The 22,496-nt window shown below is 44.0% G+C and carries 23 protein-coding genes and 1 rRNA gene; 10 read left to right on the forward strand and 14 right to left on the reverse strand.

All coding sequences use genetic code 11. The features are described from left to right. Window positions 1-80 precede the first annotated feature (80 nt). The 3 genes from L2748_RS14065 to L2748_RS14075 form a co-directional block, all read right to left on the reverse strand. A complete protein-coding gene (locus tag L2748_RS14065) occupies window positions 81-1,013 on the reverse strand; it encodes a pseudouridine synthase (protein ID WP_220780652.1) in 933 nt (310 codons plus the stop codon). Between the two features lie 144 nt (window positions 1,014-1,157). Next, window positions 1,158-1,751, reverse strand: coding sequence for an LON peptidase substrate-binding domain-containing protein (locus tag L2748_RS14070; RefSeq protein ID WP_220780651.1), 594 nt, complete (start codon window positions 1,749-1,751; stop codon window positions 1,158-1,160). Between the two features lie 176 nt (window positions 1,752-1,927). After that, on the reverse strand, window positions 1,928-2,983 hold the full coding sequence (locus tag L2748_RS14075; RefSeq protein WP_220780650.1) for a patatin-like phospholipase family protein: 1,056 nt from the start codon (window positions 2,981-2,983) through the stop codon (window positions 1,928-1,930). Window positions 2,984-3,075: 92 nt separating this feature from the next. Here L2748_RS14075 and L2748_RS14080 point away from each other — a divergent pair, with 92 nt between their 5' ends. From L2748_RS14080 to L2748_RS14095, 4 genes are all read left to right on the forward strand, one after another. Beyond that, the gene (locus L2748_RS14080; protein WP_220780649.1) at window positions 3,076-3,519 is read left to right on the forward strand and encodes a hypothetical protein; all 444 of its coding nucleotides are present in this window, start codon (window positions 3,076-3,078) and stop codon (window positions 3,517-3,519) included. Window positions 3,520-3,616: 97 nt separating this feature from the next. Further along, the gene (locus tag L2748_RS14085) at window positions 3,617-4,078 is read left to right on the forward strand and encodes a NanQ anomerase/TabA/YiaL family protein (RefSeq protein WP_220780648.1); all 462 of its coding nucleotides are present in this window, start codon (window positions 3,617-3,619) and stop codon (window positions 4,076-4,078) included. 178 nt (window positions 4,079-4,256) lie between these two features. Next, a complete protein-coding gene (locus L2748_RS14090; protein ID WP_220780647.1) occupies window positions 4,257-4,790 on the forward strand; it encodes a protein tyrosine phosphatase family protein in 534 nt (177 codons plus the stop codon). Between the two features lie 243 nt (window positions 4,791-5,033). Further along, window positions 5,034-7,319: an aminotransferase class V-fold PLP-dependent enzyme gene (locus L2748_RS14095; RefSeq protein WP_220780646.1), complete on the forward strand. Its 2,286-nt coding sequence runs from the start codon at window positions 5,034-5,036 to the stop codon at window positions 7,317-7,319. Between the two features lie 119 nt (window positions 7,320-7,438). Here the strand turns inward: L2748_RS14095 and mepA are convergent, their stop codons facing one another. The 7 genes from mepA to L2748_RS14130 form a co-directional block, all read right to left on the reverse strand. Beyond that, a complete protein-coding gene (gene mepA / locus L2748_RS14100) occupies window positions 7,439-8,389 on the reverse strand; it encodes a penicillin-insensitive murein endopeptidase (protein ID WP_246616126.1) in 951 nt (316 codons plus the stop codon). A gap of 502 nt (window positions 8,390-8,891) precedes the next feature. Then, a complete protein-coding gene (locus L2748_RS14105; protein WP_220780645.1) occupies window positions 8,892-12,044 on the reverse strand; it encodes an efflux RND transporter permease subunit in 3,153 nt (1,050 codons plus the stop codon). Window positions 12,045-12,056: 12 nt separating this feature from the next. Beyond that, window positions 12,057-13,307 carry an efflux RND transporter periplasmic adaptor subunit gene (locus tag L2748_RS14110; RefSeq protein ID WP_220780644.1) on the reverse strand — a complete coding sequence of 417 codons (1,251 nt, stop codon included), beginning with the start codon at window positions 13,305-13,307 and terminating at the stop codon, window positions 12,057-12,059. Window positions 13,308-13,318: 11 nt separating this feature from the next. Continuing rightward, the gene (locus L2748_RS14115; RefSeq protein WP_220780643.1) at window positions 13,319-14,635 is read right to left on the reverse strand and encodes a TolC family protein; all 1,317 of its coding nucleotides are present in this window, start codon (window positions 14,633-14,635) and stop codon (window positions 13,319-13,321) included. Between the two features lie 282 nt (window positions 14,636-14,917). Beyond that, a complete protein-coding gene (locus L2748_RS14120) occupies window positions 14,918-15,322 on the reverse strand; it encodes a hypothetical protein (protein ID WP_220780683.1) in 405 nt (134 codons plus the stop codon). Between the two features lie 186 nt (window positions 15,323-15,508). Then, window positions 15,509-15,685, reverse strand: coding sequence for a DUF3012 domain-containing protein (locus tag L2748_RS14125; RefSeq protein ID WP_012153803.1), 177 nt, complete (start codon window positions 15,683-15,685; stop codon window positions 15,509-15,511). 62 nt (window positions 15,686-15,747) lie between these two features. Beyond that, entirely contained in the window at window positions 15,748-16,107 is a 360-nt protein-coding gene (locus L2748_RS14130; protein ID WP_220780642.1) for a SpoIIAA family protein, read from the reverse strand. 179 nt (window positions 16,108-16,286) lie between these two features. Between L2748_RS14130 and arfB the strand changes: the two genes are divergently transcribed. From arfB to L2748_RS14155, 5 genes are all read left to right on the forward strand, one after another. Beyond that, the gene (arfB, locus tag L2748_RS14135) at window positions 16,287-16,709 is read left to right on the forward strand and encodes an alternative ribosome rescue aminoacyl-tRNA hydrolase ArfB (RefSeq protein ID WP_220780641.1); all 423 of its coding nucleotides are present in this window, start codon (window positions 16,287-16,289) and stop codon (window positions 16,707-16,709) included. A 128-nt stretch (window positions 16,710-16,837) separates the two neighbouring features. Then, entirely contained in the window at window positions 16,838-17,290 is a 453-nt protein-coding gene (aroQ, locus tag L2748_RS14140; RefSeq protein ID WP_220780640.1) for a type II 3-dehydroquinate dehydratase, read from the forward strand. 14 nt (window positions 17,291-17,304) lie between these two features. Further along, window positions 17,305-17,769, forward strand: a complete 465-nt coding sequence (gene accB / locus L2748_RS14145; RefSeq protein WP_220780639.1) for an acetyl-CoA carboxylase biotin carboxyl carrier protein — start codon at window positions 17,305-17,307, stop codon at window positions 17,767-17,769. Between the two features lie 82 nt (window positions 17,770-17,851). Beyond that, complete coding sequence (locus tag L2748_RS14150) at window positions 17,852-18,514, forward strand: SDR family NAD(P)-dependent oxidoreductase (RefSeq protein WP_220780638.1); 663 nt, start codon at window positions 17,852-17,854, stop codon at window positions 18,512-18,514. A 134-nt stretch (window positions 18,515-18,648) separates the two neighbouring features. Continuing rightward, a complete protein-coding gene (locus L2748_RS14155; RefSeq protein WP_220783458.1) occupies window positions 18,649-19,002 on the forward strand; it encodes a hypothetical protein in 354 nt (117 codons plus the stop codon). Between the two features lie 29 nt (window positions 19,003-19,031). On the opposite strand, the gene L2748_RS14160 is transcribed toward L2748_RS14155, so the two are convergent. Continuing rightward, window positions 19,032-19,658: a DsbA family protein gene (locus tag L2748_RS14160; protein ID WP_220783459.1), complete on the reverse strand. Its 627-nt coding sequence runs from the start codon at window positions 19,656-19,658 to the stop codon at window positions 19,032-19,034. A gap of 184 nt (window positions 19,659-19,842) precedes the next feature. Between L2748_RS14160 and L2748_RS14165 the strand changes: the two genes are divergently transcribed. Continuing rightward, a complete protein-coding gene (locus L2748_RS14165; RefSeq protein ID WP_220783460.1) occupies window positions 19,843-20,277 on the forward strand; it encodes a DUF3859 domain-containing protein in 435 nt (144 codons plus the stop codon). A gap of 44 nt (window positions 20,278-20,321) precedes the next feature. Here L2748_RS14165 and L2748_RS14170 read toward each other — a convergent pair whose 3' ends face one another. The 3 genes from L2748_RS14170 to rrf all read right to left on the reverse strand — a co-directional run. After that, entirely contained in the window at window positions 20,322-21,410 is a 1,089-nt protein-coding gene (locus L2748_RS14170) for a linear amide C-N hydrolase (protein WP_220783461.1), read from the reverse strand. Between the two features lie 733 nt (window positions 21,411-22,143). After that, entirely contained in the window at window positions 22,144-22,356 is a 213-nt protein-coding gene (locus tag L2748_RS14175) for a hypothetical protein (protein ID WP_220783462.1), read from the reverse strand. A gap of 59 nt (window positions 22,357-22,415) precedes the next feature. Then, window positions 22,416-22,496 (reverse strand): 5S ribosomal RNA (rrf, locus tag L2748_RS24720); the annotation flags it as partial.

The raw sequence follows: 22,496 nt of genomic DNA on the forward strand, positions 1-22,496 counted from the left end.
GCCTAGATAAAAGCAATCTGATACCTGTTTGTAGGTCGGCATTTATGCCGTCTTTTGACTCACTATCGAGTGAAATCGCGCTATAGCAATGCGACTTCATCTTGTAAGTTAAAGCCATCACAACTCACATCGATTTGCTTATGACTTATTGGGTCGATAAAGCATAGACGTCTTGCCATCAATTTAAGCGGCTTATCAAAATCATCAGGCGCTTTATCAAGTAACTCAGGGTAAAGCCTATCATTGAGGATAGACATTCCCAGACTCATCATATGCACTCTAAGTTGATGAGTTCGCCCCGTAACAGGTTCTAGCTCAAACAGCCCATATCCATCGAATACTTCAATCAAACGAATTTCTGAATGGCTGTTTGCCTCGCCCTCTGCAACACACATTCTAAAACTCGGAATGGTTTTGGCCATGCGGTTTTTCACTGTCCATTGCAATGGCAATTCACTCTGCTCTAGCAGTTGCTTTACTTCGGCCGATAAAGGCGCGATGGCTTGATAAGTCTTACTAATATTTCCTGACTTAAAAAGCTCATGATAATCATGGCGTGTTTGCGCATTAACACTAAGCAACATAACACCAGCTGTGGCTCGGTCTAGACGGTGGGCTGCGACTATCTGCTGATTATTAGTTTTTAGGCGTAAGCGATTCACTAAGCATTCGTTTACAAAATTACCGCTAGGGTTGACCGCTAAAAAGTGTGGTTTAAACACCAACATAAATTCATCAGTTTGTTGCAGCAATTGCTCTTTAAAAGGGATTAGACTTTCTTGGGTGACTTCTCGGTAATAGTAAACCCGCGCACGAGGAATAAATTGCGACTCTAGCGTAATCAAGCTGCCGTCACGCCAATGTACTTTGCCATCAACAATACGTTGTTGCCAAACAGTAGCTGTAATGGCTGGAAATTGGCTCACTAAAAAACTCAACACTGTCGGTTTATCAGTGACGGTTTCAGGTAGCACAATGTAGGAGGCTTGGGCGGCGCGTACAGAAGAGCTCATAGGACTCGAATATCAGATAAAGTCAAAACAAAAGTGGCGCTACTGTAGCAAACGTCTGTCTATTGTCAAAATCGACTTAAAGCTGATAATCCTTGCTCACCTTAGGCAATTTAAAGCAGTGTTTTGCCACGACTTTTAACGGACTCAAGAATGCTGATTATCTCTAGCGTGTGATTTGATCAATTCAAGAACGAAGTTCATGGTTTTATGGCAATTCGGTTGATTAAGCAAACGCAGCTTATCTTGATTATAAAGCGGTAACACTTCAAGCCAGCGCTGACTAACCCATGAAGCGTCTTCAAGGTGAATATCATTTTCATATAAACCGAATAGGTCTGGATTAACTTCATAAAACTGCTCTAACGCAGCACTAATCAGTTCAAACTCGCCATAGATAGGTTCTTGCTGCCAATTATTACTGCGAAGAACTCGGCTTATCCACACTCCATCACGGCGCTGCGCGGCTGAGAGCACTCTAACCCGCTGCTTACCTTCAAGCACAATACCTAAGGATCCGTCATCGAGCTGGTTAAAATCGATAATTTCACATTGAGTTGCCATCTCGTAACAGGGCAATTCACTGTTAGCTTTACTCATACCAAACACTAACGAGTAATGCCCCTTAAGGATCTCAGCAATCATGCTTAGGTAACGAGGATCAATCACTCTAATCTCTACCCGACCTTCAGGTAACAACAAGCTGTCGTGTGTTAATAACGCCATTTCTTGTGTTTGCATAATCACCTCCCCCCTTTACTAGGTAGGCTGTATCATTTTGGCAATGCTCAAGTAATCGACTTAAGTAAAGCTAAAGTGTAGCAGCTGAACTCATTTCAGCCAGCGACACATAAGCTCAAACTACTTACTAAACAGACAGGCGTTATCAGCAATTTATTGCAGCGCTCAAACTGACATCAAAGGGTTTCTAATCGCTCTAACAGTGTGCCTTTACTAATAACCTCAGCTAAATCATCAGCTAAAACCTGACTCATGGCAGCAGACTCACGCCAATATTTAATCCGGCTATCGCTATCCAACTGGGTAAAATCTTCCCTATCCGGCAATTTGTTATAAGGCAAATTCTGTAGGTAAGCATCGGTTGGTGCCAAGATCAGTGCGTTGTCATAATTTTGCTTGGCAAAGCGCCAAGCAAGTGATTTATCAAACCAACCCGGTGCCATATGTGGGTAAAAATGAGGATACAAAGTCAGCCCTTTGTTTTGGACTAACGGTAAATCAAAATGGTAATCGGTAATACCACCATCGTAATAATGGCCTTTTGGCGCACCGTTAATTTGAGTCACCGGCGCAAGCACTAAAGGGATAGAACCGGTAGCTAGCAACACTTGATGGATGTTATCGCGGGATAAACCATAATAACAACTCGGCAAATCTTTAAGACCTGCAAAGGCTGAGCTTTGCTGATTAACGCCAAACACACAGCGCTTAAAGTGCCAAGCGATGCTCTTACGACTGGCTAAATTGGTAATTGCGGCAGTAGCTAAACCCGCACCTAATGCTAAGCGCCCACCAGCACGATTAATATGCCTTGCCTGACAAGCAATATAATGACTATTTATATGTGGATTATCGATAATCTCAGCGGCGCCGTCACTGCCGAGCAAGCCGCTGATGATCCCAGCAACTTGAGTCGAGATCTCATTTGATGTTGGCTTAGTATCATAACGTTGACCGATATACAGCTCTTCTAATCGGTCATAAGCCGCATTAGGATTACTCTGCGCTAAACAAGCCAAGCGCCACGCACCTGACGAAGCGCCTAAAGTATGTAAGGGCTGGCTTAAATTTTTAAAGAATTCAGTAAACAAATAACGATCTAACGCGGCAATACCAATCCACTTAGGGCCACCAGACGCAGCCAACAATTGAGTGAATAGCTCAGGCTTAAACTCATTTTCGCTCACTGTTTTACAGGCTTTAGGGCCAGCGATAAACCGTAATGAAGACACATATATCCTTATTTTTTTATTATTGTTACTTTAAATTGACCTTTGTATAAGGTTATTCTTTACGCTAAATGGACACAACTAAAGAAAGTATTATGGATAATACAATAGCTTCTAACACGACTGTGGTTAACACTTTTCCTAAGATAGGTTACTTCATCATTTTGATTACCTTGGGGCTTGTCGGCTCTCAGCTCAATGATGTAACCACCATTTGGGATTACGCATTTTTAGCGCCGCTATGCATAACGAGCTTTATTCTCTTACGTGTATGCTGGCAACAAAAAGTGATTTTTGGCGATTCAAAAGTCAGTTTTATTAAGATGCAGCAAAACTCAGATTTCAGCCTACCAACAACCTTAAGTCTACACTATCAAGACATTGACTCTGTGCGCCTTCTTGGCGATCACCTCTTTATCCATTCAGCCAAAGGTAAGGTCAACTTTCCCTTAAGGCCAAAATCAACCTTAGCCAAAAAGCTGAAACAGACTTTCGAAGCAAAAGGCATCGAGTTTGAAGTCAACTCTTGTATCCTCTAAAGCTAGTTAGCGCTACACTTCGCCCTCTAAACGGCACTTTTTAGGTGCCCTTATTAAATGAATTTTCGGTCAAGTTCGGCCAAGGGTGAGAAATACCATGATTGTTGATACTTTAGCTAACCGCGAGATCTACACCGCGATTAACCCACGTATTGCTAGCGCGCTAGAGCATTTAGCCACGACAGACTTTAGCCAACTAGAAGCCGGCAAGTATGAGCTAGATGGCAAAAACCTATTTGTTATCGTAAACGACTACCAAACAAAGCCTAAAGAACAGCAGCCATTTGAAGCCCATGAGCAATATATTGATGTGCAGTATGTGGTAAGTGGTGAAGAAGAATTTGGCTACTTACCTTTAGCTGGCCAAACGCCGTCTAAAGCCTATTTTGCTGAACACGATTACGCCAATTATGACTATGAATCAAACAAAGACGATGCGGCGTTTATTCCGCTAAAAGCTGGTATGTTTGCACTTTTCTTCCCTGATGATATCCATATGCCAGGTGCTGGCGACAACGCGACACAAGTGCGCAAAGTGGTTATTAAGGTCAAGGTTTAATTTTTCCCCAATCTCGCCATATAGAGCTAAGCTAATTATCTAGCTTAGCTCTTAAATTGAGTAATGATCTCTAATACTAATCAGCATAAAGTGCCGCATTAAACGTTAGGCTTGAACTTTATTCTTGAAACAAGCTCTTATATTTCAATTGATAATAAGTACACAACAGGAATTCAAGATGCGCTTTATTCTATTACTAAGTAGCTTGCTTAGCCCTTTGGCTTTTGCAGCCATAACTCCGGATGCGTTACAGCAAGTTAAAGCGGTGCATTTTAGTAGCGACAATGTAATAACCGCAGGGTTACCAACCGAGTCTCAATTCAAGACGCTTAAAGAATCAGGTGTTGATTTGGTCATTAACCTTATTCCCAACGACAACCCTACAGGTTATACCAATGAAGCAGAGCTGGTTAAACAAGCAGGCATGGACTATGCACAAATTGATGTAGACTGGCAGCAGCCGACTCAAGAAAATGTGCAACAGTTTTTTGCCATCATGGATGCCAATCAAGATAAACAGATTTTAGTGCATTGCGCAGCCAACTACCGCGCATCGGCTTTCTATTACCTTTACCAGTTAAAGCAAGGCCAAGCCGACTCAACAGCTTACCAACAACAGGTCATGGCGCCTTGGGGCGACTTACCACAAACCTTTGCCAAGTATCCGCAGTGGCAACAGTTAATAGAGCAAGTTAAGCAAAGCCTAAACTAATTACAGTAACTACGGTAACGACTGTAAAAACTGAATGTTAAGCGCCTTTCAAGGCGCTTTTTTATTGGCTATTTCAAAGCCATTACGCTGAATATATAAGCTAACTCAGCTTACCCCTAACTCGATCAAAAATGTGATCTTGATCATTATTTTCAAGCTGCTAATATAACCACGAAGAATTAGTTATACCAAAAAGAAATATAAAATCTATCCGCTAAGAATAACAATAAAGAGCCGAAGATAATGAGCAATCACAAAGAGTTAACCCAGATCTATCTTGATGCTAATGCTACAACCCCAGTTTTACCTGAAGCGGCCTCCGCTGCTATGGCTGCGATGCAAACCCTTTTTGGTAATCCAAGTAGTAGCCATATAACAGGCTTAAAAGCGAAAGACTTAATGGAGCAAACTCGTCGTCGAGCGCAAACTCTTCTTGGTACAGGCAAAGGCAAACTCATTTTTACCAGTGGGGCTACCGAAGGGATCCAAACCTCAATTTTATCTGCGCTTATTGCCGCAAAACCGCTTGTTGATGCAGCACCACTTAGCGCGGATAAAAGTTATTGCGTGCTGTATGGTGCAACCGAGCATAAAGCCATACCAGAATCATTAAAACATTGGTTATCAGTACTGGATATCAAGGCTGAAGTCATTGCTATCCCAGTTGATGAGTATGGCATCTTAGATCACGAGTTTATTAGCCAGCACGCCGCTAATGCTTTAATGATTTGTACTATGGCAGTCAATAATGAAACCGGTGTATTTCAAGATCTGCAGTTATTAGAGCAAACCATTCGCACTGCTAACCCTAGTATTTTCTGGATGGTTGATTGCGTACAAGCTTTAGGGAAAACCCAACTAGACTTACAAACAACCACTATCGACTACGCACCTTTTAGTGGTCATAAACTCTATGCGCCAAAAGGAATAGGCTTCGTTTATATCCGTGATAGCGCACCTTTTACGCCTTTTATTGCTGGCGGAGGGCAAGAAAGCGGTTTGCGTTCTGGTACCGAAAACTTACCCGGAATGGCAGCACTTAATGTTATTTTCGACATGTTATTACGCAGTGAAGGTTCAGCGTTTAGCAACACACAAACACTGCACAGATTTCGACAGCAAATAGTCACAACACTCACCGAATGCTTCCCACGTATTGTATTTAATAATAGCTTCGAACACAGCGTCGCCACCACTATCAACTTTGCTGTACCAAGCTTTAGCAGCAAAGAGATTATGGATCTATTTGATGCCGCCAATATTCGAGTCAGCTCAGGATCTGCTTGCAGCTCTAAAGTCACCCGTAGCTTTGTGCTCGACGCCATGGGGCTACCCGCATGGCAAAGTGAGTCTGCTATTCGCATGTCATTTGGCCCTGCAATGACGCAAGCTGATGTAGACACCGCTTGCGCCCGTATAAAAATGGCATCACAAGCATTAACCCAAAGCTGTATGGTGCTGGCTCATAATAAGATTAGTGATAAAACTCAGCTAGAGGGCTTATTGCAGCTGCGCTCAGGAGCAAGTTGTACTTGGGTATATGCTGACAGTAAATCTAAACAAGCATTAATTATCGATCCGCTACCGGAATTACAACAACGCCTAGATACTTTACTGCAATGCCAACAGCTGACTCCCATTGCAATAATCGACACTCACGGTCATGCGGATCATGTTTCAGGTCGAGAAGTGTTAGCTAACCGTTATTTAGCAGAGCAAGATAGCGATATGTTAGGTTGGCCATATAGCAGTAAGACTGTTAGCTACGCTGGGGCAGAATTAGAAGCTATCTCCTTAGGAGATTTACAACTGATTAAAGTGCCGACGCCTGGGCATACAAGCGACAGTATTAGCCTAATGTTATGCTCCACCAATGGCGAACAACCAAGCACTAAATATGCTTTTTGCGGCGACACTATTTTAATGGGCAGCTTAGGTAGAACTAACTTTGATTCCAGCTCGAGCGTTGCGCTATTTAACAGCCTTAAATTACTCAATAGAACGCTAAAAGCAGACACATTAATTTGTGCCAGCCATGATTATAATAACGAGTTCACCACCACGCTTGCCACTGAGCTATCGCGTAACACCTTGCTTAAAGCAGTGCTACAAGATCAGCTATCACAAACCGACTTTGTTAAGCGTAAAGCTGAGTTAGACAGTCATTTAAATGACCAAACAGGTAGTGAAATCATGTGTGGCGCTTATATCGGTAGCTGCGATAAATCAGCAATTCTTGAGTACGACGCATCAAGCTTAGCCAAAGCGATAGCAAACAATGCCGGCGTAAAAGTCATTGATATAAGAGAGCCACACGAATACGTCTTAACTCGCTCAAAAGACCCTAATCAAAATGTGCCGTTAACCCGCCTAGTGCAATTTATTCATGATCACCAAGATCAAAAAGACCAGCCATGGGTATTAGTTTGTCGTAGCGGCAGCCGCTCTATGGTTGCAGCTCAAGCGATGCATAGGCTAGGTTTTGCTAAAATATCTCACCTAAAAGGTGGCTACGCCTTGAGTCACTAAATATTAACGAAGCTATGGAATAAAATATTTAACGACTTGTTTTATCATTATAAAAGCCATCCGATATCTATTACCTGGTGGCTTTTAGTTAACCTAAAAATACACGATGAATCGATAACTTAAGGTGCAGCCAGCACTACAGAACATTGCTTAGGCTTCACTTTTTTAGCTTTAGGTTTTGGCTTAGCTTGAGGTTTTTTAGGCTCTTTTGGCTTTGAAGGCTGGATCTGAGTGTATTGCTGCTTCCACCAGCTTAGTTCATTACAACCGTTGCCACTAGCAATTGGCGCCTGATTTAGGCAAGACTTGTCGCCACTAGGACAATGCAGTCTTACGTGCATATGGTAAGTGTGTCCCCACCAAGGCCGCACCTTATTAAGCCATGCATCATCGGTTATCTTTAAATCACACAGGTACTGCTTAATCACCGGGCTAACAAAAATGCGTGCCACTCGCTTATCTTCTGCAGCTAGCTTAACCATATTGGTTTGAGCGTGAGACCATAGCTCAGTATCTAGAGCGAATTGCTTTTTATTGACGAGTTTTAATGGCTTTGGTTGCTCTCGTTCGGTATCCGTTAATCGCTTATCGGTTTGCTTAAACCAGATATCAACATCTAAACCAATTTGATGACTGCTATGACCATGACTAAAGTTACCGCCTCTAGGCATAGACATATCGGCTATTAAGATATCGTCTAAACCTTGTTGTTTTAACTCCATCGCATATTGAGTTATAAATTCGATTAGCTCGGGGTGACCATAATAGCGTTGTCGTTGAGTCCGAATAACCTGGTAACCTTGGCCGTTAACGGGCAGTGCCAGCCCACCTTGCAAACATCCATTTGCATAACTGCCTATGGCACTCGCTTGATTGCCAAAAGGCGTCTTTAACGCCTCCCATTGATTGGCATTCACTGAAGGCATCGAGAACAAAAAAGCGAGCAACGGCAATGCAATTAATGCCGATTTAATTAAAGGTAAGCTGACTTTAATGCCAATAAACACCAAATAGTCATGATTAGCGTCATAATTCGAGATCGAAACCTTACCTTTGGATATGAATCTCACCGTGCGGCCTCGCTTACTTAGCTGTTAACTTTTTCTTCTGTGTAATCAGTATAGCTTGCTCTACCTTGAAGCAAATATTCAAGTTTGGCCGCCTAATTTATAAAAGTATGAGCAAATCTGATTAATGCTTAATTAAACAAAAAAATAGCTGCTAGAAAGTTAACAAGTATGAGAGTGGAATGAGACGCTTAACAACCGTTAGCCCAAGATTGATAAAACAAAAAAAAGCGGAGCAAGCCTGCTCCGCGTACTAAATATACTCGCCACATCAGTGTGATTAATCAAACAGGTTAGGCATAACCGTAAGTGCCATTAATGGTCACTCACTTTAATCAATAACACACTGCACTTTGGCAAGAAAACCGTAACAAAAAAACCAGAGGTAACGCCGAGGGCAGACTAATGCATCGTCGTCTTACTCAAGTCCTTTCCATTGTCCCTAATGGAAATATAATCGATATAAATCGATATTTAGCGCCCCAAAGAACGCCAAATATCACTGTTAAGCCTTACGGCTTTGGTAAATCCAGCGGTAAAGTGTCGGTAGCACTAATAGAGTTAGTGCCGTCGAACTAAATAAACCACCTATAATCACCACTGCAAGAGGCTGCTGGATCTCACTGCCTACGCCCGAAGAAAGTAAGATTGGGATCAAACCTAGTGCCGAGGTTAATGCCGTCATCAATACTGGACGTAAACGCCCTACCGTGCCCTCATAAACTGCATCATAAAGTGAGGCATCAGTTTCTTCAGTCACGCTGGCGCGTCTTTGATTTATCGAGTCCACCAGCACCACACCATTGAGTACTGCCACGCCAAATAGAGTGATAAAGCCAATCGAGCTTGGTACTGACAAGTAAGTGCCGCTGGCATACAAGGCCACAACACCACCAATTAACGCTAATGGTACGTTAGCCATAATCAGACCAACCTGCTTTACCGAACCAAAAGAGAAGAACAGTAATAAGGCAATCAATACAATAGAGATAGGTAACACCAACATTAGCTTTTGCTGTGCACGCTGCTGGTTCTCATATTGACCACCTACCACTACTGTGTATCCCGGAGGTAAGTCAGCCTTTGGCACAATAGCGTAAATATCATTTACCACTGAACCCATGTCGCGGTCAGCAACGTTAGCTTGCACCACCACACGACGCTGCACATCATCGCGACGAATGTTAGGCGGCGCCATTTCAATCGCCACATCAGCCACTTCCCCCAAACGCACAGTAGCGCCGCTGACACCTGTCAGTAGTAAGTTTTCCAACGCATCAGGTGAACTGCGGTATTGCTTAGCTAGACGTACATAAATATCGTAACGCGCATTACCATCAATCACTTGGCCTGCGCTGGCGCCACCAATACCTTGACTAACCAATGCCATCACTTCATCAACGCTAATACCATAGCGCGCCAGTTGATCTCGTTTAGGACGCACGACTAACTGCGCTTCGCCGCTCACCTGCTCAAGCGATACATCCACCGCACCTGGAATTTGCGCCACGAGATCTGTTAATACTTGGCCACGCTCAGACAGTACATCTAAGTCTGGGCCAAAGATCTTAATCGCTAGCTGCGCTTTAACACCCGATAGTAGTTCGTCAACGCGAGTGGCAATTGGCTGAGAGAAGGTGAACAACAAGCCCGGATAGACATTGAGCTTCTCTTCCATTTTACGCTGCAGCTCAAAACGGTTACTGGCACTGGTCCACTCATCAACAGGCTTAAGGCCGATGTAGATCTCGATGTTATTCACCGGCTCGGGGTCGCCACCTAATTCAGCGGCGCCAATACGGCTCAGCGCATAGTTAACCTCAGGAAACTCAAGTATTAACGCCTCAAGCTTTGGCGCGACATCAAGTGATGTTCCTAAACTTGCTGTTGGCGCTAGGGTGACGCGTAAGTTAATCGTGCCCTCTTCAAGCTCAGGCACAAACTCAGTACCCAGTCTTGGTAGCAACATCATACTTAGGGCGAACATCAGCACAGAGGCGCTCAACAGTACCTTTGGATGTGCCATCGTAGCGCTCAGCAATTTACGATATAGCGCTTCAATCGGTTTAAGCACTGGGCTTTCACGTAAAACAACGCCGCGCTTAAACAGATAAACCGCCAACGCAGGTACAGCAATCAACGCCACTAATAAAGCCGATAGCATGGCTAAAATAATACTCACAGCCATTGGCTGGAATAATTTACCTTCTACGCCTTCAAGGGCAAACAAGGGCGCAAACACCACGATAATAATCGCGGTCGCAAAGAAGATTGGGCTACACACTTCTTTGGCGGCCAGCATCACTTGATTGATCATGCTGCTTGAACCAACGTCTGACTCTTTGTTTTTACTCGACTGCGTGAGGTGTTTAAAGATGTTTTCTACCATCACCACAGAGCCATCAACGAGCATACCAATCGCTACCGCTAGGCCACCAAGCGACATCAAGTTAGCTGACATTCCAAAGTAAGACATCACTAACAGCGCTAAACCAATAGAGACTGGAATAGACAGCAGCACCAGTAAGGTCGCACGAATGTTGACTAAGAACAGCGCTAAGATCACCACAATAAACACGAACGCCATTAATAGCGCGTCACGCACAGTCGTTACCGCTTGATTCACTAAGTCTGATTGATCGTAGAACACTTCAAACGACACGCCGTCTGGTAGTGCTTGCTCAATCATAGCTGTGCGTTCACTAATGTCGTCGATAGTTTCCTTGGTATTGGCGCCCATACGTTTAAGCACAACGCCAGCAACCACTTCACCTAAGTCTTGCGAATTACCCGCTTCGTCACGGCGAGTCATGGTCACTGCGCCCACGCGGATCTCACTGCCGTAATCGACTTTAGCAATATCACCAATACGCACTGGAGTACCCGCGACTTCAGTTAGCGGAATTTGTGCAATCGCTTTAAGGCCTGCATTACCTGCTGGCAACATGCCATAGCCGCGCACGACTAATTGCTCTTGCCCCTGGTCCATAAACCAGCCGCCAGCGTTACGGTTATTGCTCTCTAACGCGCTAGTCACTTGCGCCATTGATAAGCCGTAACTCATCAGCTTATTAGGCTCAATTTGCACTTGGTATTGACGGACTTCGCCACCAAATGACAAGACTTCGGTTACGCCGCCAACTGGCATCAGCAACAGCTTAACCATGTAGTCGTTAATACTACGTAGCTCTGACGCATCTACACCCGACTCAGGCGTCGCACGTAAGATGTATTGATAGATTTGCCCAAGACCAGAAGTGTTAGGGCCGATTTCAGGCACCCCAACACCATCAGGGATCATTTCACGAGCCGCTTGTAACTGCTCAAACACCTGCTGACGCGCGAAATAAATATCGGTGCCTTCGGCAAATACGACCGTCACAATCGACAGACCGGTACGTGAAAGTGAACGTACTTCGGTTACCTCAGGCAAGGCGTACATGGCCGATTCGACCGGATAACTAATCAGCTTTTCTACTTCTTCTGCCGCCAAGCCCTCAGCCGCTGTGTTAACGGTAACTTGCACGTTGGTCACATCAGGAAAAGCATCTAAATTCAATTTTGGTAGCATGGCGACACTGGCAACAACCAAGGCCAGCAGCGCAAGCACCACCATCAGACGATTGCGCACAGCAACGTCTATGAGTTTTTGTAACATAGCAGTCGCCTCTTAGTGGTTATGAATATCGAAGCCAGATTTAGCTTGCTCTGATGCTAGGAAGAACGCACCAGAGATCACCACCTGCGCATCTTTTGCTAAGCCGCGCACTAAGTTCATGCCGCGCTGACGCTCAACCACTTCAATCTCAACCCCTTCAAAGCCTTCTGCGCCTTGAACAAATACCTGCCAATGGCCATCACTGCTGCGAGTTAATGCCGAATCCGGCAAAATAACTCCGCCTTCTGACGCATCAGGTAGGTATAACTCAGCAAATTGCCCCGCATGTAATACATGACCTGCGTTTTCAAATGCCACTAAGATCTGCTCGGTACGAGTTACACTATCAAGCTCATGAGAACGGCCAATAATGGTGCCCTCTAGGCTCTTATCACCAACCTTAACCACAGTCTTGCTGCCGATACTGACTTTTTCAGCCTGTACAGGCGTCAACTCTGCTTCAACCCATAAGTGAGACTCATCAGTTAACTGCATCAAGGCTGTGCCTGCAGGCACAATTTGCCCTAGCATGGCGATATCTTTTTGTACGCGGCCACTGATTGGCGCGATAAGCTGATAGCTACCTATGGTTTCAGGTGCATCAGCAAGTGCGGTAATTTGAGCAGACGTCATCTTCATCGCTTCTAGCGTGGCGCGTTTAAGTTCAGCATCCACTTGCGCTTGTAAGCGGCGACTCGCACTGACAGCACTGGCGCTCATGCGTTTAACTCGGCTCCATTCTGCAGCGGCATTAATATAGTCAGCTTGTGCCTGTGCAACGGCAACACCGCCCAATGTCAGTAACACATCGCCCTTATTCACTTCTTGCCCTGGCACTACGCTACGCTTAAGTACACGCACATCAACCTGTGGTGCAATAGTCACGGTTCTGTCGCGATCAACGACTAGGGTTGCAGTAGCAACGGCTTCTAAACTAAAGCTTTGCTCACTAAGTTGCGCCACTTCAATCTTTGCCAACGCTAATTGCTCAGCCGTTAACTCAATACCGTGAACGTCTTCTTCTACTGCTTCCTCAGCGCCATGGCCGTGGCCATCATCTTTAACTAACACCGCTTCTTCAGCGCTGTGATCATGGCCATCACCTGCAGTAGCCAGTGTCGGGATCAGTAATGCTGTTGTTAGGGTCATCAATAAACCTAAGCTCATTGCGCGAGTAATGGCGTTAAGTCCAAATACGCTAGATTTTGCCGTGCTATTAGTCAGCATCATTGTTGGTACCACTGTTTTATTGTTCGTTTTCATAATCAAAGCCTTTATTGAGCACGTTCAGGTGCTGCCGCAGTGGCACCCTGAGTTGATAACTGGCTATTGAGGTAGCCTTCCAATTGTCCGCTTGTTCCCATCCAGCTAAGCCAGCTCTCGTAAAGGGCAGACTCGAGCGCTAGCCCAGCTAAATAGCTGCCACTCATCTGTCTTTGGCTTTGTAAGTAGTCACTGGTATTGATATCACCCGCTTGCCATTGTTGAGACAAAGACTGCGCGGCTTGGGTGCCAGAGGTCAGTACCAACTCGCTCCAATCTTGATAGCGCTGGGTGAGCCTTGGAAGGCTTAATAAAAACTGCTTTTGCTGCTGTAGTAATACACGCTCTTGGGCTAAATAGGTTTGCTCGGCAATGGCAACACCCTGACTCGCAACAGCAATCGCTTCGCTATAGTTATTGCGGATCTGCAGCGGAATAGACACCCCAACACCAAACTTGTTTTCGCCACCTTCGCGCTCTGCACTTAGACTAATACTCGGATCGGCGCTGCCATCAGCCTTGGCTTGTTCAGCCGTCACCTTAGCAACTAGTACTTGCTGATAAGCACTTTTAAGTGCAGGTAATTCAGGCGAGATTTCTAAATGGGCCGCTTGCACTGTTAAGGCATTAACAAAGTCTGCAAACGGCAAGTCAAACTCACCAAACAAAGCTAATACTTGGCCGTCCGCCGCAATAGAGGCTTGCTCAGCTAATGCGTAATCGGCTGCATTACTAGCAACATCAAGCTGCATAAGTTGCAATTCAACGCTCGACAAGTCCCCCACTTCTGTACGTTGACGGGCGATATCAAGCTGGCCTTTAGCTAAGTTAAACTGCTGCTTTTGAAACTCTAATGCTTTACGTGCTTGGCTTTGATTGGTCAAAGCTTGCAGTCTTTCGGCTAACATTTGGTTACGCTCAAGCGTAATGTTAGATAGTAAAATTTCACTTTCTAGCTGGGCAATACGTGTTGCTACGCCACGCTTGTCACCCCAGTCAATTCTCTGGCTAATATCTAAGCTGTAAGTATCTTCACTCGCATTTTGGTAGCCTAAACCTAACTCTGGGTTATACACCGCTTGGTCTGCGGCCTCTACGCTCAACAAAGCTTGCTGACGGTGTGCGGCTTGCGCTTGCACTTCTGGCAGACTATTAAAGCGCTGCATCACTTGAGGTAACCAATGACTAAATTGGCCAAGATTATTTGTTGTCGCAGCAAGCCCTGTTTGGCTCATTGCACCACTGAGAGTTGACTCAGCAGCGGTTACAGTCGTTACAGGTACCGTTAAAAGGCCCAAGAGTAGACTGGCGATTATGGTTTTTTTCATCGCGGATCCTATCGACCCGGCAATCACGAACTCATGGTTATTAGCCTAACCTTAGGCTAAACATAAGGCTGACTTTTACGTGATATTGCCTGGGTACAAATCAATATAACAGTCGCGTAAACATTGCAGCTACAGCCAGTTAATACTCAAGCTAAGTTGAGCTAAAAGCAGCGATGCAATAAATACACGGTAATTAAATAAAGATTTAGCGAAGCGGAAGTTAAGGCAGCAATGCCATTCAAGCAAAGATGTAAAATCTTGCCAACTTCAACCTCTTAAGGATTAAACGATTGGAGGGCGATAGTCTGGAAGTTGCTCAGGAGGTAAATACTGTCCATCAATACTGGTAAGTGCGTCACTCACTGGCACAGAAGGCACAATTGATACTGTAGACATGGCGGTTACATGGCCACCATGGCAAGGACAATCTAAACAAAGATCAAAGCTTTTTGATTCAGTTTTAGTAACGGTGTGACTGTGAGGCTCGGCATCCGAAGCTGCACTGTCAATCGAGTCAAAGGCACAAGCGCAATCTACACACTGCGATAGCGTGGTAACGTCAGCAGTAAATTGAATATGTGGGTGAGGTGCGCTCTCTTCTTCATGATCTCCTAAATGTAACTGATGCATGCCTAGGTTGCCGCCTGCGAATTGCAGTACAACAACAGCAATTAATACAGCTGCCATTTTATACAGAGATTGAGGAGTAAATAGACGCAAAATTCACCTATCGATTAATGTAAAAGCGTAAATATTGATACTTTCGTAGCAAATCAGACCCGCATCATAAACAAAAGTTCACTGCAAACAAGATTTTATAGAGCCCTTAGTGAACTTGGTCTCATTTTAAATTTAGGTCTGATAAAGAAATTATTATTTAAAAACGCAGTGCTTAGCGTAATCAGTCGCTTCGTTAGCAGACCAGTCACCAGATGGCTTTTCTTTCATCTGCTTACACCAAGCTTCGCTGCCAACTTCTGGGGCACAGGCACTCAAGCCAAACACTAATGCACACACTAAAGACAACCCAGACAGCTTAGATAACGACATTGGTAAATCCTTCTATTACGATGACTAAAAATATATTTTACGGGATTATAACAAGATTCAAATTAAGTTCTTGCTGCAATCCACTCGATTGCAGATTCTTTTTGCTCTAGCGGGTACCAAGCGACCTCACCCTGCATAAATGGGCCCATTAACCTTACTGCATTACCAAACCAGTCAGGTCCACCTACCAGTACAAGGGCGTCAAAATTGGGTAACTGCACTTCACCACTGCCTGCTAATGACTCTTGTTGCCAGCCTTCGAGCAAGACATCGGCTTCAACGTAGATACAAATCTTAGCGTTATCGTCACGACAACGCTCAATTAGCGGCTGCATGATCTGCCCGTAATCTTCTGTAGATAAACGGCCACTGGCAAATAAGCTAATCACATCAGCCGTTATATCAGGGATCTTACACAGCATACTCTGTCTCCATAATGCTCAATTTAGAGAGGAACATTGCTTGATAATAGCAAACCCGCCATGAAGGAAAAGTGCACCGCGCCCTTATTTCGGCTAAAAGTCTGTTAATATTGAGCAAAGGATTAAAAGCCTACGCCTAGTTTTGCGTTAGGTAAACCACCAATTATTAGGGCACTGCTTTGGCAACCATAAAAATATCAAACTCAGTATCAATTCAAGACAGCGAGCTTGAGTGGCAATTTATCCGCTCTAGTGGCGCAGGAGGTCAGCATCTCAATAAAGTCTCTACTGCTGCCCAGTTGATATTCGATATCAAAAACTCTTCTTTGCCAGAGTACTATCAACAGCGCTTACTCACTAAAGCTGATCACCGTATTACCAAAAGCGGCAAAATCATAATTAAGTGTCAGCAAAGCCGCAGCCAAGATTTTAATCGCCAAACAGCGTTAGAGCAGTTTATAGCCTTAGTAATAAGCGTAAATACGGTGCAGAAAAAACGCATCGCAACCAAGCCGACTAAAGGTAGCCAACGCCGCCGAGTCGATGCTAAAAAACAGAAAGGTGCCACCAAAGCACTAAGACAGAACAAAAGCAGTTTTTAGCACTAAGTCCAAATGCCTTAGTCATTTTATCTTTCGCACTACAGCAATCGACAAATGACTGATTATTTGTTGAAATCAAAACGATATTAGCGCGATTGCGTGCACTTAAGTACACCAAGGGAATAGTCATGAGCAGCCAAACAAAAATCTTACTCGTTAATGGTCCTAATTTAAATTTACTTGGCCGTCGTGAGCCAGGCCATTACGGCCACCATACCCTTGAGCAAATTGTCGATGACCTTAAGCAAAGTGCAGCCCAAGCGAATGTGGAGCTTGAGCATATTCAATCTAATGCAGAACATTTGCTGATTGAGGCTATTCACAACAGTGATGCCGACATGGTGATTATCAACCCTGCGGCTTTTACCCATACAAGTGTGGCACTGCGAGATGCGTTACTTGGTGTAGCGATTTCCTTTATTGAAGTGCACCTTTCAAACGTGCATAGTCGCGAACCATTCCGCCATCATTCTTACTTTTCAGATAAAGCCATCGGCGTGATTTGTGGATTAGGCGCCCAAGGCTACCAATTTGCTCTGCAAGCAGCCATTGCCCGTTTACATGCCACAGACAAACATTAAGGTCAGCTTACCCAATGGATATTCGTAAAATAAAAAAGCTTATTGAGCTGGTACAAGAGTCTGATATTGCAGAACTTGAAATAAAAGAAGGCGAAGAGTCTGTGCGTATTTGTCGCCATAGCCCGGTACCTATACAAGCTAATAACCAGACTTACCTTGCCCCAGCAAGTAGCGTTGCAGCAGCAATACCTAGCCAACAACTCAAACATAATAATGATTCTGACAATAACTATAACGACGATGAGCCACACCAGCTAATCTCTCCTATGGTCGGCACAGTTTATTTAATCGATAAGCAAAGCCAGGCTCCACTTTGCCATGTAGGTCAAACCGTGAAAGCTGGCGATATCGTTTGTATCATTGACGCTATGACTATGAGTAACCGTATTGCAGCGGATAAAGACGGTGTGATTAGTGCCATTTTAGTTGATGACGGACAAGCTATTGATTTCGAGCAGCCGTTAATCGAAATCGAATAATAACGAAAACGATAAACCCAGTGGTTAGCTATACCAATCTAAATATTCGGCTGAACAAGCTTCAATAAAGGACTCTAATGCAATGATATTAATTACCGGCGCTAGCAGTGGTTTAGGAGCTTCTTTAGCTCAACTTTATGCCGAACAAGATGATATTGCGATTACAGGCCGTAATGCTGAACGTTTAGAACAAGTCGCGGAATCAATTAAACGTCCGATTAATTCCTATGTTTGCGATTTAAGCGACGGGCAAGCGGTTACGCACCTATTTGACGCCTTACCAAGCACACCAAACATGATCATTCATTGTGCTGGCAGTGGTTACTTTGGCCCAATCGAGACCCAGTATCCTGACGCTATCAAGACGCTAATTGATAACAACCTCACCTCAGCTATTTTAGTATTGCGAGAAGCCGTTAAACGCTACAAGAATCAAGCTGTGACTGTAGTAATGGTTATGTCTACCGCAGCATTGGCAGCTAAAGCTGAAGAGTCGACATATTGCGCAGTAAAATGGGCGGTAAAAGGCTTGATAGAATCCGTGCGTCTGGAGCTAAAGTCCAGCCCAATGAAACTGATTGCAGTATACCCCGGCGGTATGGATACAGGTTTTTGGCCATCCAGCGGAAAACAAGCAAATACAGTGAGCTTTATGCAGCCAGAAGAAGCAGCTGGCATGTTAAAACATGCTCTGCTGAGCACCGAGCATGGCTACATATCAGATATCACAATAAACCGCGGATAAGCCAAAATAAAAAGCGCGAGCTAATACCAATCAGTATAAGTATTTAAATAACATGATATTGATGATTTGTTTTCTATACTTATCAAACCCAAGCTTATTTTAACTTGTCATTACACCATAAATAAGGATATTGAATGCGCACGAGCCTAATCATTTTTATCGTCACAAGCTTACTCTTATTTTTTGGCTATCATATTTATCTGTTTATCATGCCAAGCGTTAAAATCGTCAATCAATCAGGGCAAATCCTTACCCGCGTGGAAGTGAGTCTGCCCAGTAATCGCTTAGTGTTTGATAATATCGCCCCAGCGCAAACCATGCGTATCCACTACAACACAGACCAAGCCGATGGTGAATATGCTTACCAAATTCGCCTATCATCTGGTGCCTATATCAAGGGGCAATGCGGTTATGTTACCCATGACCAATATATGAAAGTATTAGAGCTGACCGTCGATAGTGAAGACCAAGTCAATTGTATAGAATAAGGCCGCCGCAATAACGCTATCCAAGCAAACTAACCTGCCACAATTTTGCTGATCTGCTGATAACTTGTTTGCGGGTCAGTGTAATCAATGGCTATTTCATAAAGCTGACCATTAACTAATAACACTAATGACGGGAAACCTTGTAGCGGTAAATGCCGAGTACGATTAACCTCACTAATTAAATTAGCATGGGTCTGCTCACTCCGCAGCGCTTTGGTAAACAATGCGGGGTTAAGGCCTAAAGCTTCTGCTAACTCAACTAAAGTGGTTTCATCAGACGGGTTACGCGCTTGCAAATAGTAAGCTTTTTGAATTGCCAACAGCATATCTTCTTCTAAGCCATACTCACGCGCAATCAACACAGCACGACAAGCAGGATAAGTTGAGCGTCTTGGTTGGCATTGCAGCCAAAAGTCGAAATTGAATTCAGTTCCCACTTGTTGCCTAATCTTTTGCCATGTTTGCTGTAAAAATGTTTGCATTTCACTCGGCATTGGCTCGTCAGTGTCTGGCGCTAATCCTCCTAAACGATACTCGACCTTAAGCTCAGGTAATGCTGCTTTTAATTGCGATTGCAGTGCTAACCATGTAGGCCTAAAAGCCCAACACCAGCTACACATAGGGTCGTAAACATAATAAAGAATTGCCAAGTTCATGAAATGATTTCTTTAACTACAATATATTCCTTAGCCTACCTAGACAGATAAAAAAGTCTAGCCATTGGCACCACAAAAATGATAACAATTAAAACCATCAACTTTACACTGATAGAGCTAAAGCATGAAAAGCTAAGAAAATTTAAGTATTCTATCAATATTATCATTAGCAAAAAGACAAGCAGTGTCCAAACTCAAACCTGATATAAGTATTATCCGCAGCGGAATATTCACCCAGTGGGATGATACAAGTGATGACTTGCCACGGCAGCTAAAAGCCACGGTGCATGTTCCAGCTGAAATCGATATCGAATTCGGTTTTATCGCTCACATCAAAAAAGCCAAAAATCAAAAGCTAAGATATTGCATTTATCACCCTAATATCCCCGACGACAAGGGTAATATTCGCCCACCGTTTGAAGGCGAAGTATTCGTTCAATCAAACGATTGGAAGTTCTATTTAGGCGACACCATCTGGGCTCCTGAACATAACAAAGTCGGTAACTGGCGAATGACGTTAGAACTCAAAGGTAAGGTGGTTGCCGAAAAGACCTTTAAAGTACATATGAATGATGAGCAAGACAAGATTAGTGCTTTTTGGAAGCATAGAGGTTTCTAGCTAGGGCAACAAAGCCCCCAAAAGCTTGGGGGCGTCATAAACGGTTATCTGTTTACACTCACCTCTTGAAAGCTAAACTGGCCACTGTCTAACTTTTGTTTAACTTCACTCTTAGCCGTAAAATCTAATTGATTAAGATCCACTCTTTTAATTGTACTGTTATGCATTGTTTTATAAAACAAGAGTCCATTACTTTGATCGATCACTGACGTCCACTGAGTGGCACTCGGTAAATCAGGGATATGAGACTTATTGTTAAATTCGCTCCCTATTGGAATATCGAAGTTGTTCAAAATATGGAATGCTTGCGAAACAGCTTGTTGAGCATTTTCCATTACCGGAGCAGTATTGACATAGAAAGCCGCGCGAACAAAACGAGATGGTGGTGAAATATCACCAGGAAGGCCGACAAAGTTAGAGCCTACCCCGAAGGATTGTGCCTCAACGCCATTTATCTTTTGTGGCGGACTGATACCGGGATGGAGGTTGATATAATTGTTAAGGTTTGTGACCTGCCAACTATAGTCCGGCGAATTGGTTAGTACCTTAGCCGTATTTTTATGGATATTGATTTTGCCGTGATCCATTATCTCAATCACAATACTGTTACCCTGCTTATCAGATACTCGCCAATGTGCTGTCGGTGATGTATTGCCTTGCTGATCAAAGTAAACAGTGACAATCTTAATTTTACCTAATGCTGCCTCGACTTCTGCAACCGTTTCAAATTGCGTTAGCATCCAACGAACAAAATCCATATCGGTAATGTTATCCGCAGTTTGTTTAGGATCATACTTAGCAAGTGAGCCATAATTGCGGAAATAAAATAAGCCTGCGCTTAGTCCCTTTTCATTCAAACCTTCAGCAATAAAACGATCATCGCTGACAGAGATCCCTGCAAAGCCATATTTGCTGTTCCAGCTTAGTCCTTGCTGTTGATCAGGCATAGTTGCTGTGTATTGATGATCACGAGGTGAAACGATAAGTTTACTGTTTAGATCGCTATGACCCCATTCAATCGTTCGAGCCTGGATCTGTTCATTCGCTGTGGTTGATAAAGTAATACCAGTACAAGCACTAGCAGCATAACTAAAAGTAGAAGCGAGTATTAAGGTGAGTAATGTCTTTTTCATGATATCGAGCTTAACCCTTTGAAGATTTGTCGACCAATGACCTCTCACAAGGCTCTTCATTAGCCATCAGTAACTACAAACTTACACCCAAATATCAAGAATGCAAAATACTTATACTAATCAATATATGGAGCAGCATACGCTGAGTAATTTAAGAGTTTGTCATAAATTGCGATATGAAAATGGTCTGCTTGATTCGTCTTACTTCACATGAATATTGAACCACACTAGATTCAGACTTTTTACTTACCCATGTTCGAGTGGTCAATTCTCGTAATAAAGAGTCCAGACAAAAACGAAAAAAGCCTGTTGCATTAGCAACGGGCTTTCTCGCTTCTCTTTCGAGAATTCTGTTTTGTCTTCACTTTTACAAAAGTGAAATCAAAGTTGCGCCAGGAAATGACCTACTCTCGTAGTTCGCGCAGCGAACACATGGGGGTGAAAAAGCCCAGCACTGGATGCAACGCATTCAAGGGCTTTGAAGCGCGAGTAACTTGTTACGAAGCTGGAGGCAAGGCACACGGATGTGCCGAATGCCTGAAACGCATGGGTGCAGTTTCTGGCCCCGCTAAGCAGCGGGTTGACATCGGGGGTAGGCATTTATGCCTACCTTAAGTGAAGTAGTCACCTTGCGGGTGGCTGTATTTTAGATAAGTTAGCGTTCAGTATTTTACAAACGCCCAAACGCAACTCCTCTCCTATGCCATCCATGGCATTCGAGGATAAGTACTTCCTATACACAAAAGCCACCTGCTTTTATCATATAAGAGTAGGTGGCTTCTTCACTTAATTTAAAGCCTGGAAATGGCCAGCTTCGAGCAAGCTCTCCGCGTTCACCCCTTGCATCAAACTTCGTTTGATAAGCACAAGGGCTTCCCCCTACTCCACATGGGTACTGAAGCTCACTGCGTTCGGGCTTTTTATTTCCCCATGTTCGTTCGGTCATCTTTCCAGCCAATAACGAAAAAAGCCCGCTACATAGTAGCGGGCTTTCTTGTATTTGGCGCCTGGAAATGACCTACTCTCACATGGGGAGACCCCACACTACCATCGGCGATATTGCGTTTCACTTCTGAGTTCGGAATG

The organism is Shewanella sairae, from assembly GCF_023283535.1.
Classification (GTDB): domain Bacteria; phylum Pseudomonadota; class Gammaproteobacteria; order Enterobacterales; family Shewanellaceae; genus Shewanella; species Shewanella sairae.

Bases quoted from the DNA above. Each gene is read 5' to 3' on its own strand.
- L2748_RS14095 (WP_220780646.1), top strand. From the start codon at position 5,034: ATGAGCAATCACAAAGAGTTAACCCAGATCTATCTTGATGCTAATGCT.
- L2748_RS14155 (WP_220783458.1), top strand. From the start codon at position 18,649: ATGCGCACGAGCCTAATCATTTTTATCGTCACAAGCTTACTCTTATTT.
- L2748_RS14090 (WP_220780647.1), top strand. From the start codon at position 4,257: ATGCGCTTTATTCTATTACTAAGTAGCTTGCTTAGCCCTTTGGCTTTT.
- L2748_RS14085 (WP_220780648.1), top strand. From the start codon at position 3,617: ATGATTGTTGATACTTTAGCTAACCGCGAGATCTACACCGCGATTAAC.
- L2748_RS14115 (WP_220780643.1), bottom strand. From the start codon at position 14,635: ATGAAAAAAACCATAATCGCCAGTCTACTCTTGGGCCTTTTAACGGTA.
- L2748_RS14120 (WP_220780683.1), bottom strand. From the start codon at position 15,322: ATGGCAGCTGTATTAATTGCTGTTGTTGTACTGCAATTCGCAGGCGGC.
- L2748_RS14150 (WP_220780638.1), top strand. From the start codon at position 17,852: ATGATATTAATTACCGGCGCTAGCAGTGGTTTAGGAGCTTCTTTAGCT.
- L2748_RS14080 (WP_220780649.1), top strand. From the start codon at position 3,076: ATGGATAATACAATAGCTTCTAACACGACTGTGGTTAACACTTTTCCT.
- L2748_RS14070 (WP_220780651.1), bottom strand. From the start codon at position 1,751: ATGCAAACACAAGAAATGGCGTTATTAACACACGACAGCTTGTTGTTA.
- L2748_RS14175 (WP_220783462.1), bottom strand. From the start codon at position 22,356: ATGACCGAACGAACATGGGGAAATAAAAAGCCCGAACGCAGTGAGCTT.
- L2748_RS14065 (WP_220780652.1), bottom strand. From the start codon at position 1,013: ATGAGCTCTTCTGTACGCGCCGCCCAAGCCTCCTACATTGTGCTACCT.
- L2748_RS14160 (WP_220783459.1), bottom strand. From the start codon at position 19,658: ATGAACTTGGCAATTCTTTATTATGTTTACGACCCTATGTGTAGCTGG.
- L2748_RS14105 (WP_220780645.1), bottom strand. From the start codon at position 12,044: ATGTTACAAAAACTCATAGACGTTGCTGTGCGCAATCGTCTGATGGTG.
- L2748_RS14110 (WP_220780644.1), bottom strand. From the start codon at position 13,307: ATGAAAACGAACAATAAAACAGTGGTACCAACAATGATGCTGACTAAT.
- L2748_RS14125 (WP_012153803.1), bottom strand. From the start codon at position 15,685: ATGTCGTTATCTAAGCTGTCTGGGTTGTCTTTAGTGTGTGCATTAGTG.
- L2748_RS14130 (WP_220780642.1), bottom strand. From the start codon at position 16,107: ATGCTGTGTAAGATCCCTGATATAACGGCTGATGTGATTAGCTTATTT.
- accB (WP_220780639.1), top strand. From the start codon at position 17,305: ATGGATATTCGTAAAATAAAAAAGCTTATTGAGCTGGTACAAGAGTCT.
- aroQ (WP_220780640.1), top strand. From the start codon at position 16,838: ATGAGCAGCCAAACAAAAATCTTACTCGTTAATGGTCCTAATTTAAAT.
- L2748_RS14170 (WP_220783461.1), bottom strand. From the start codon at position 21,410: ATGAAAAAGACATTACTCACCTTAATACTCGCTTCTACTTTTAGTTAT.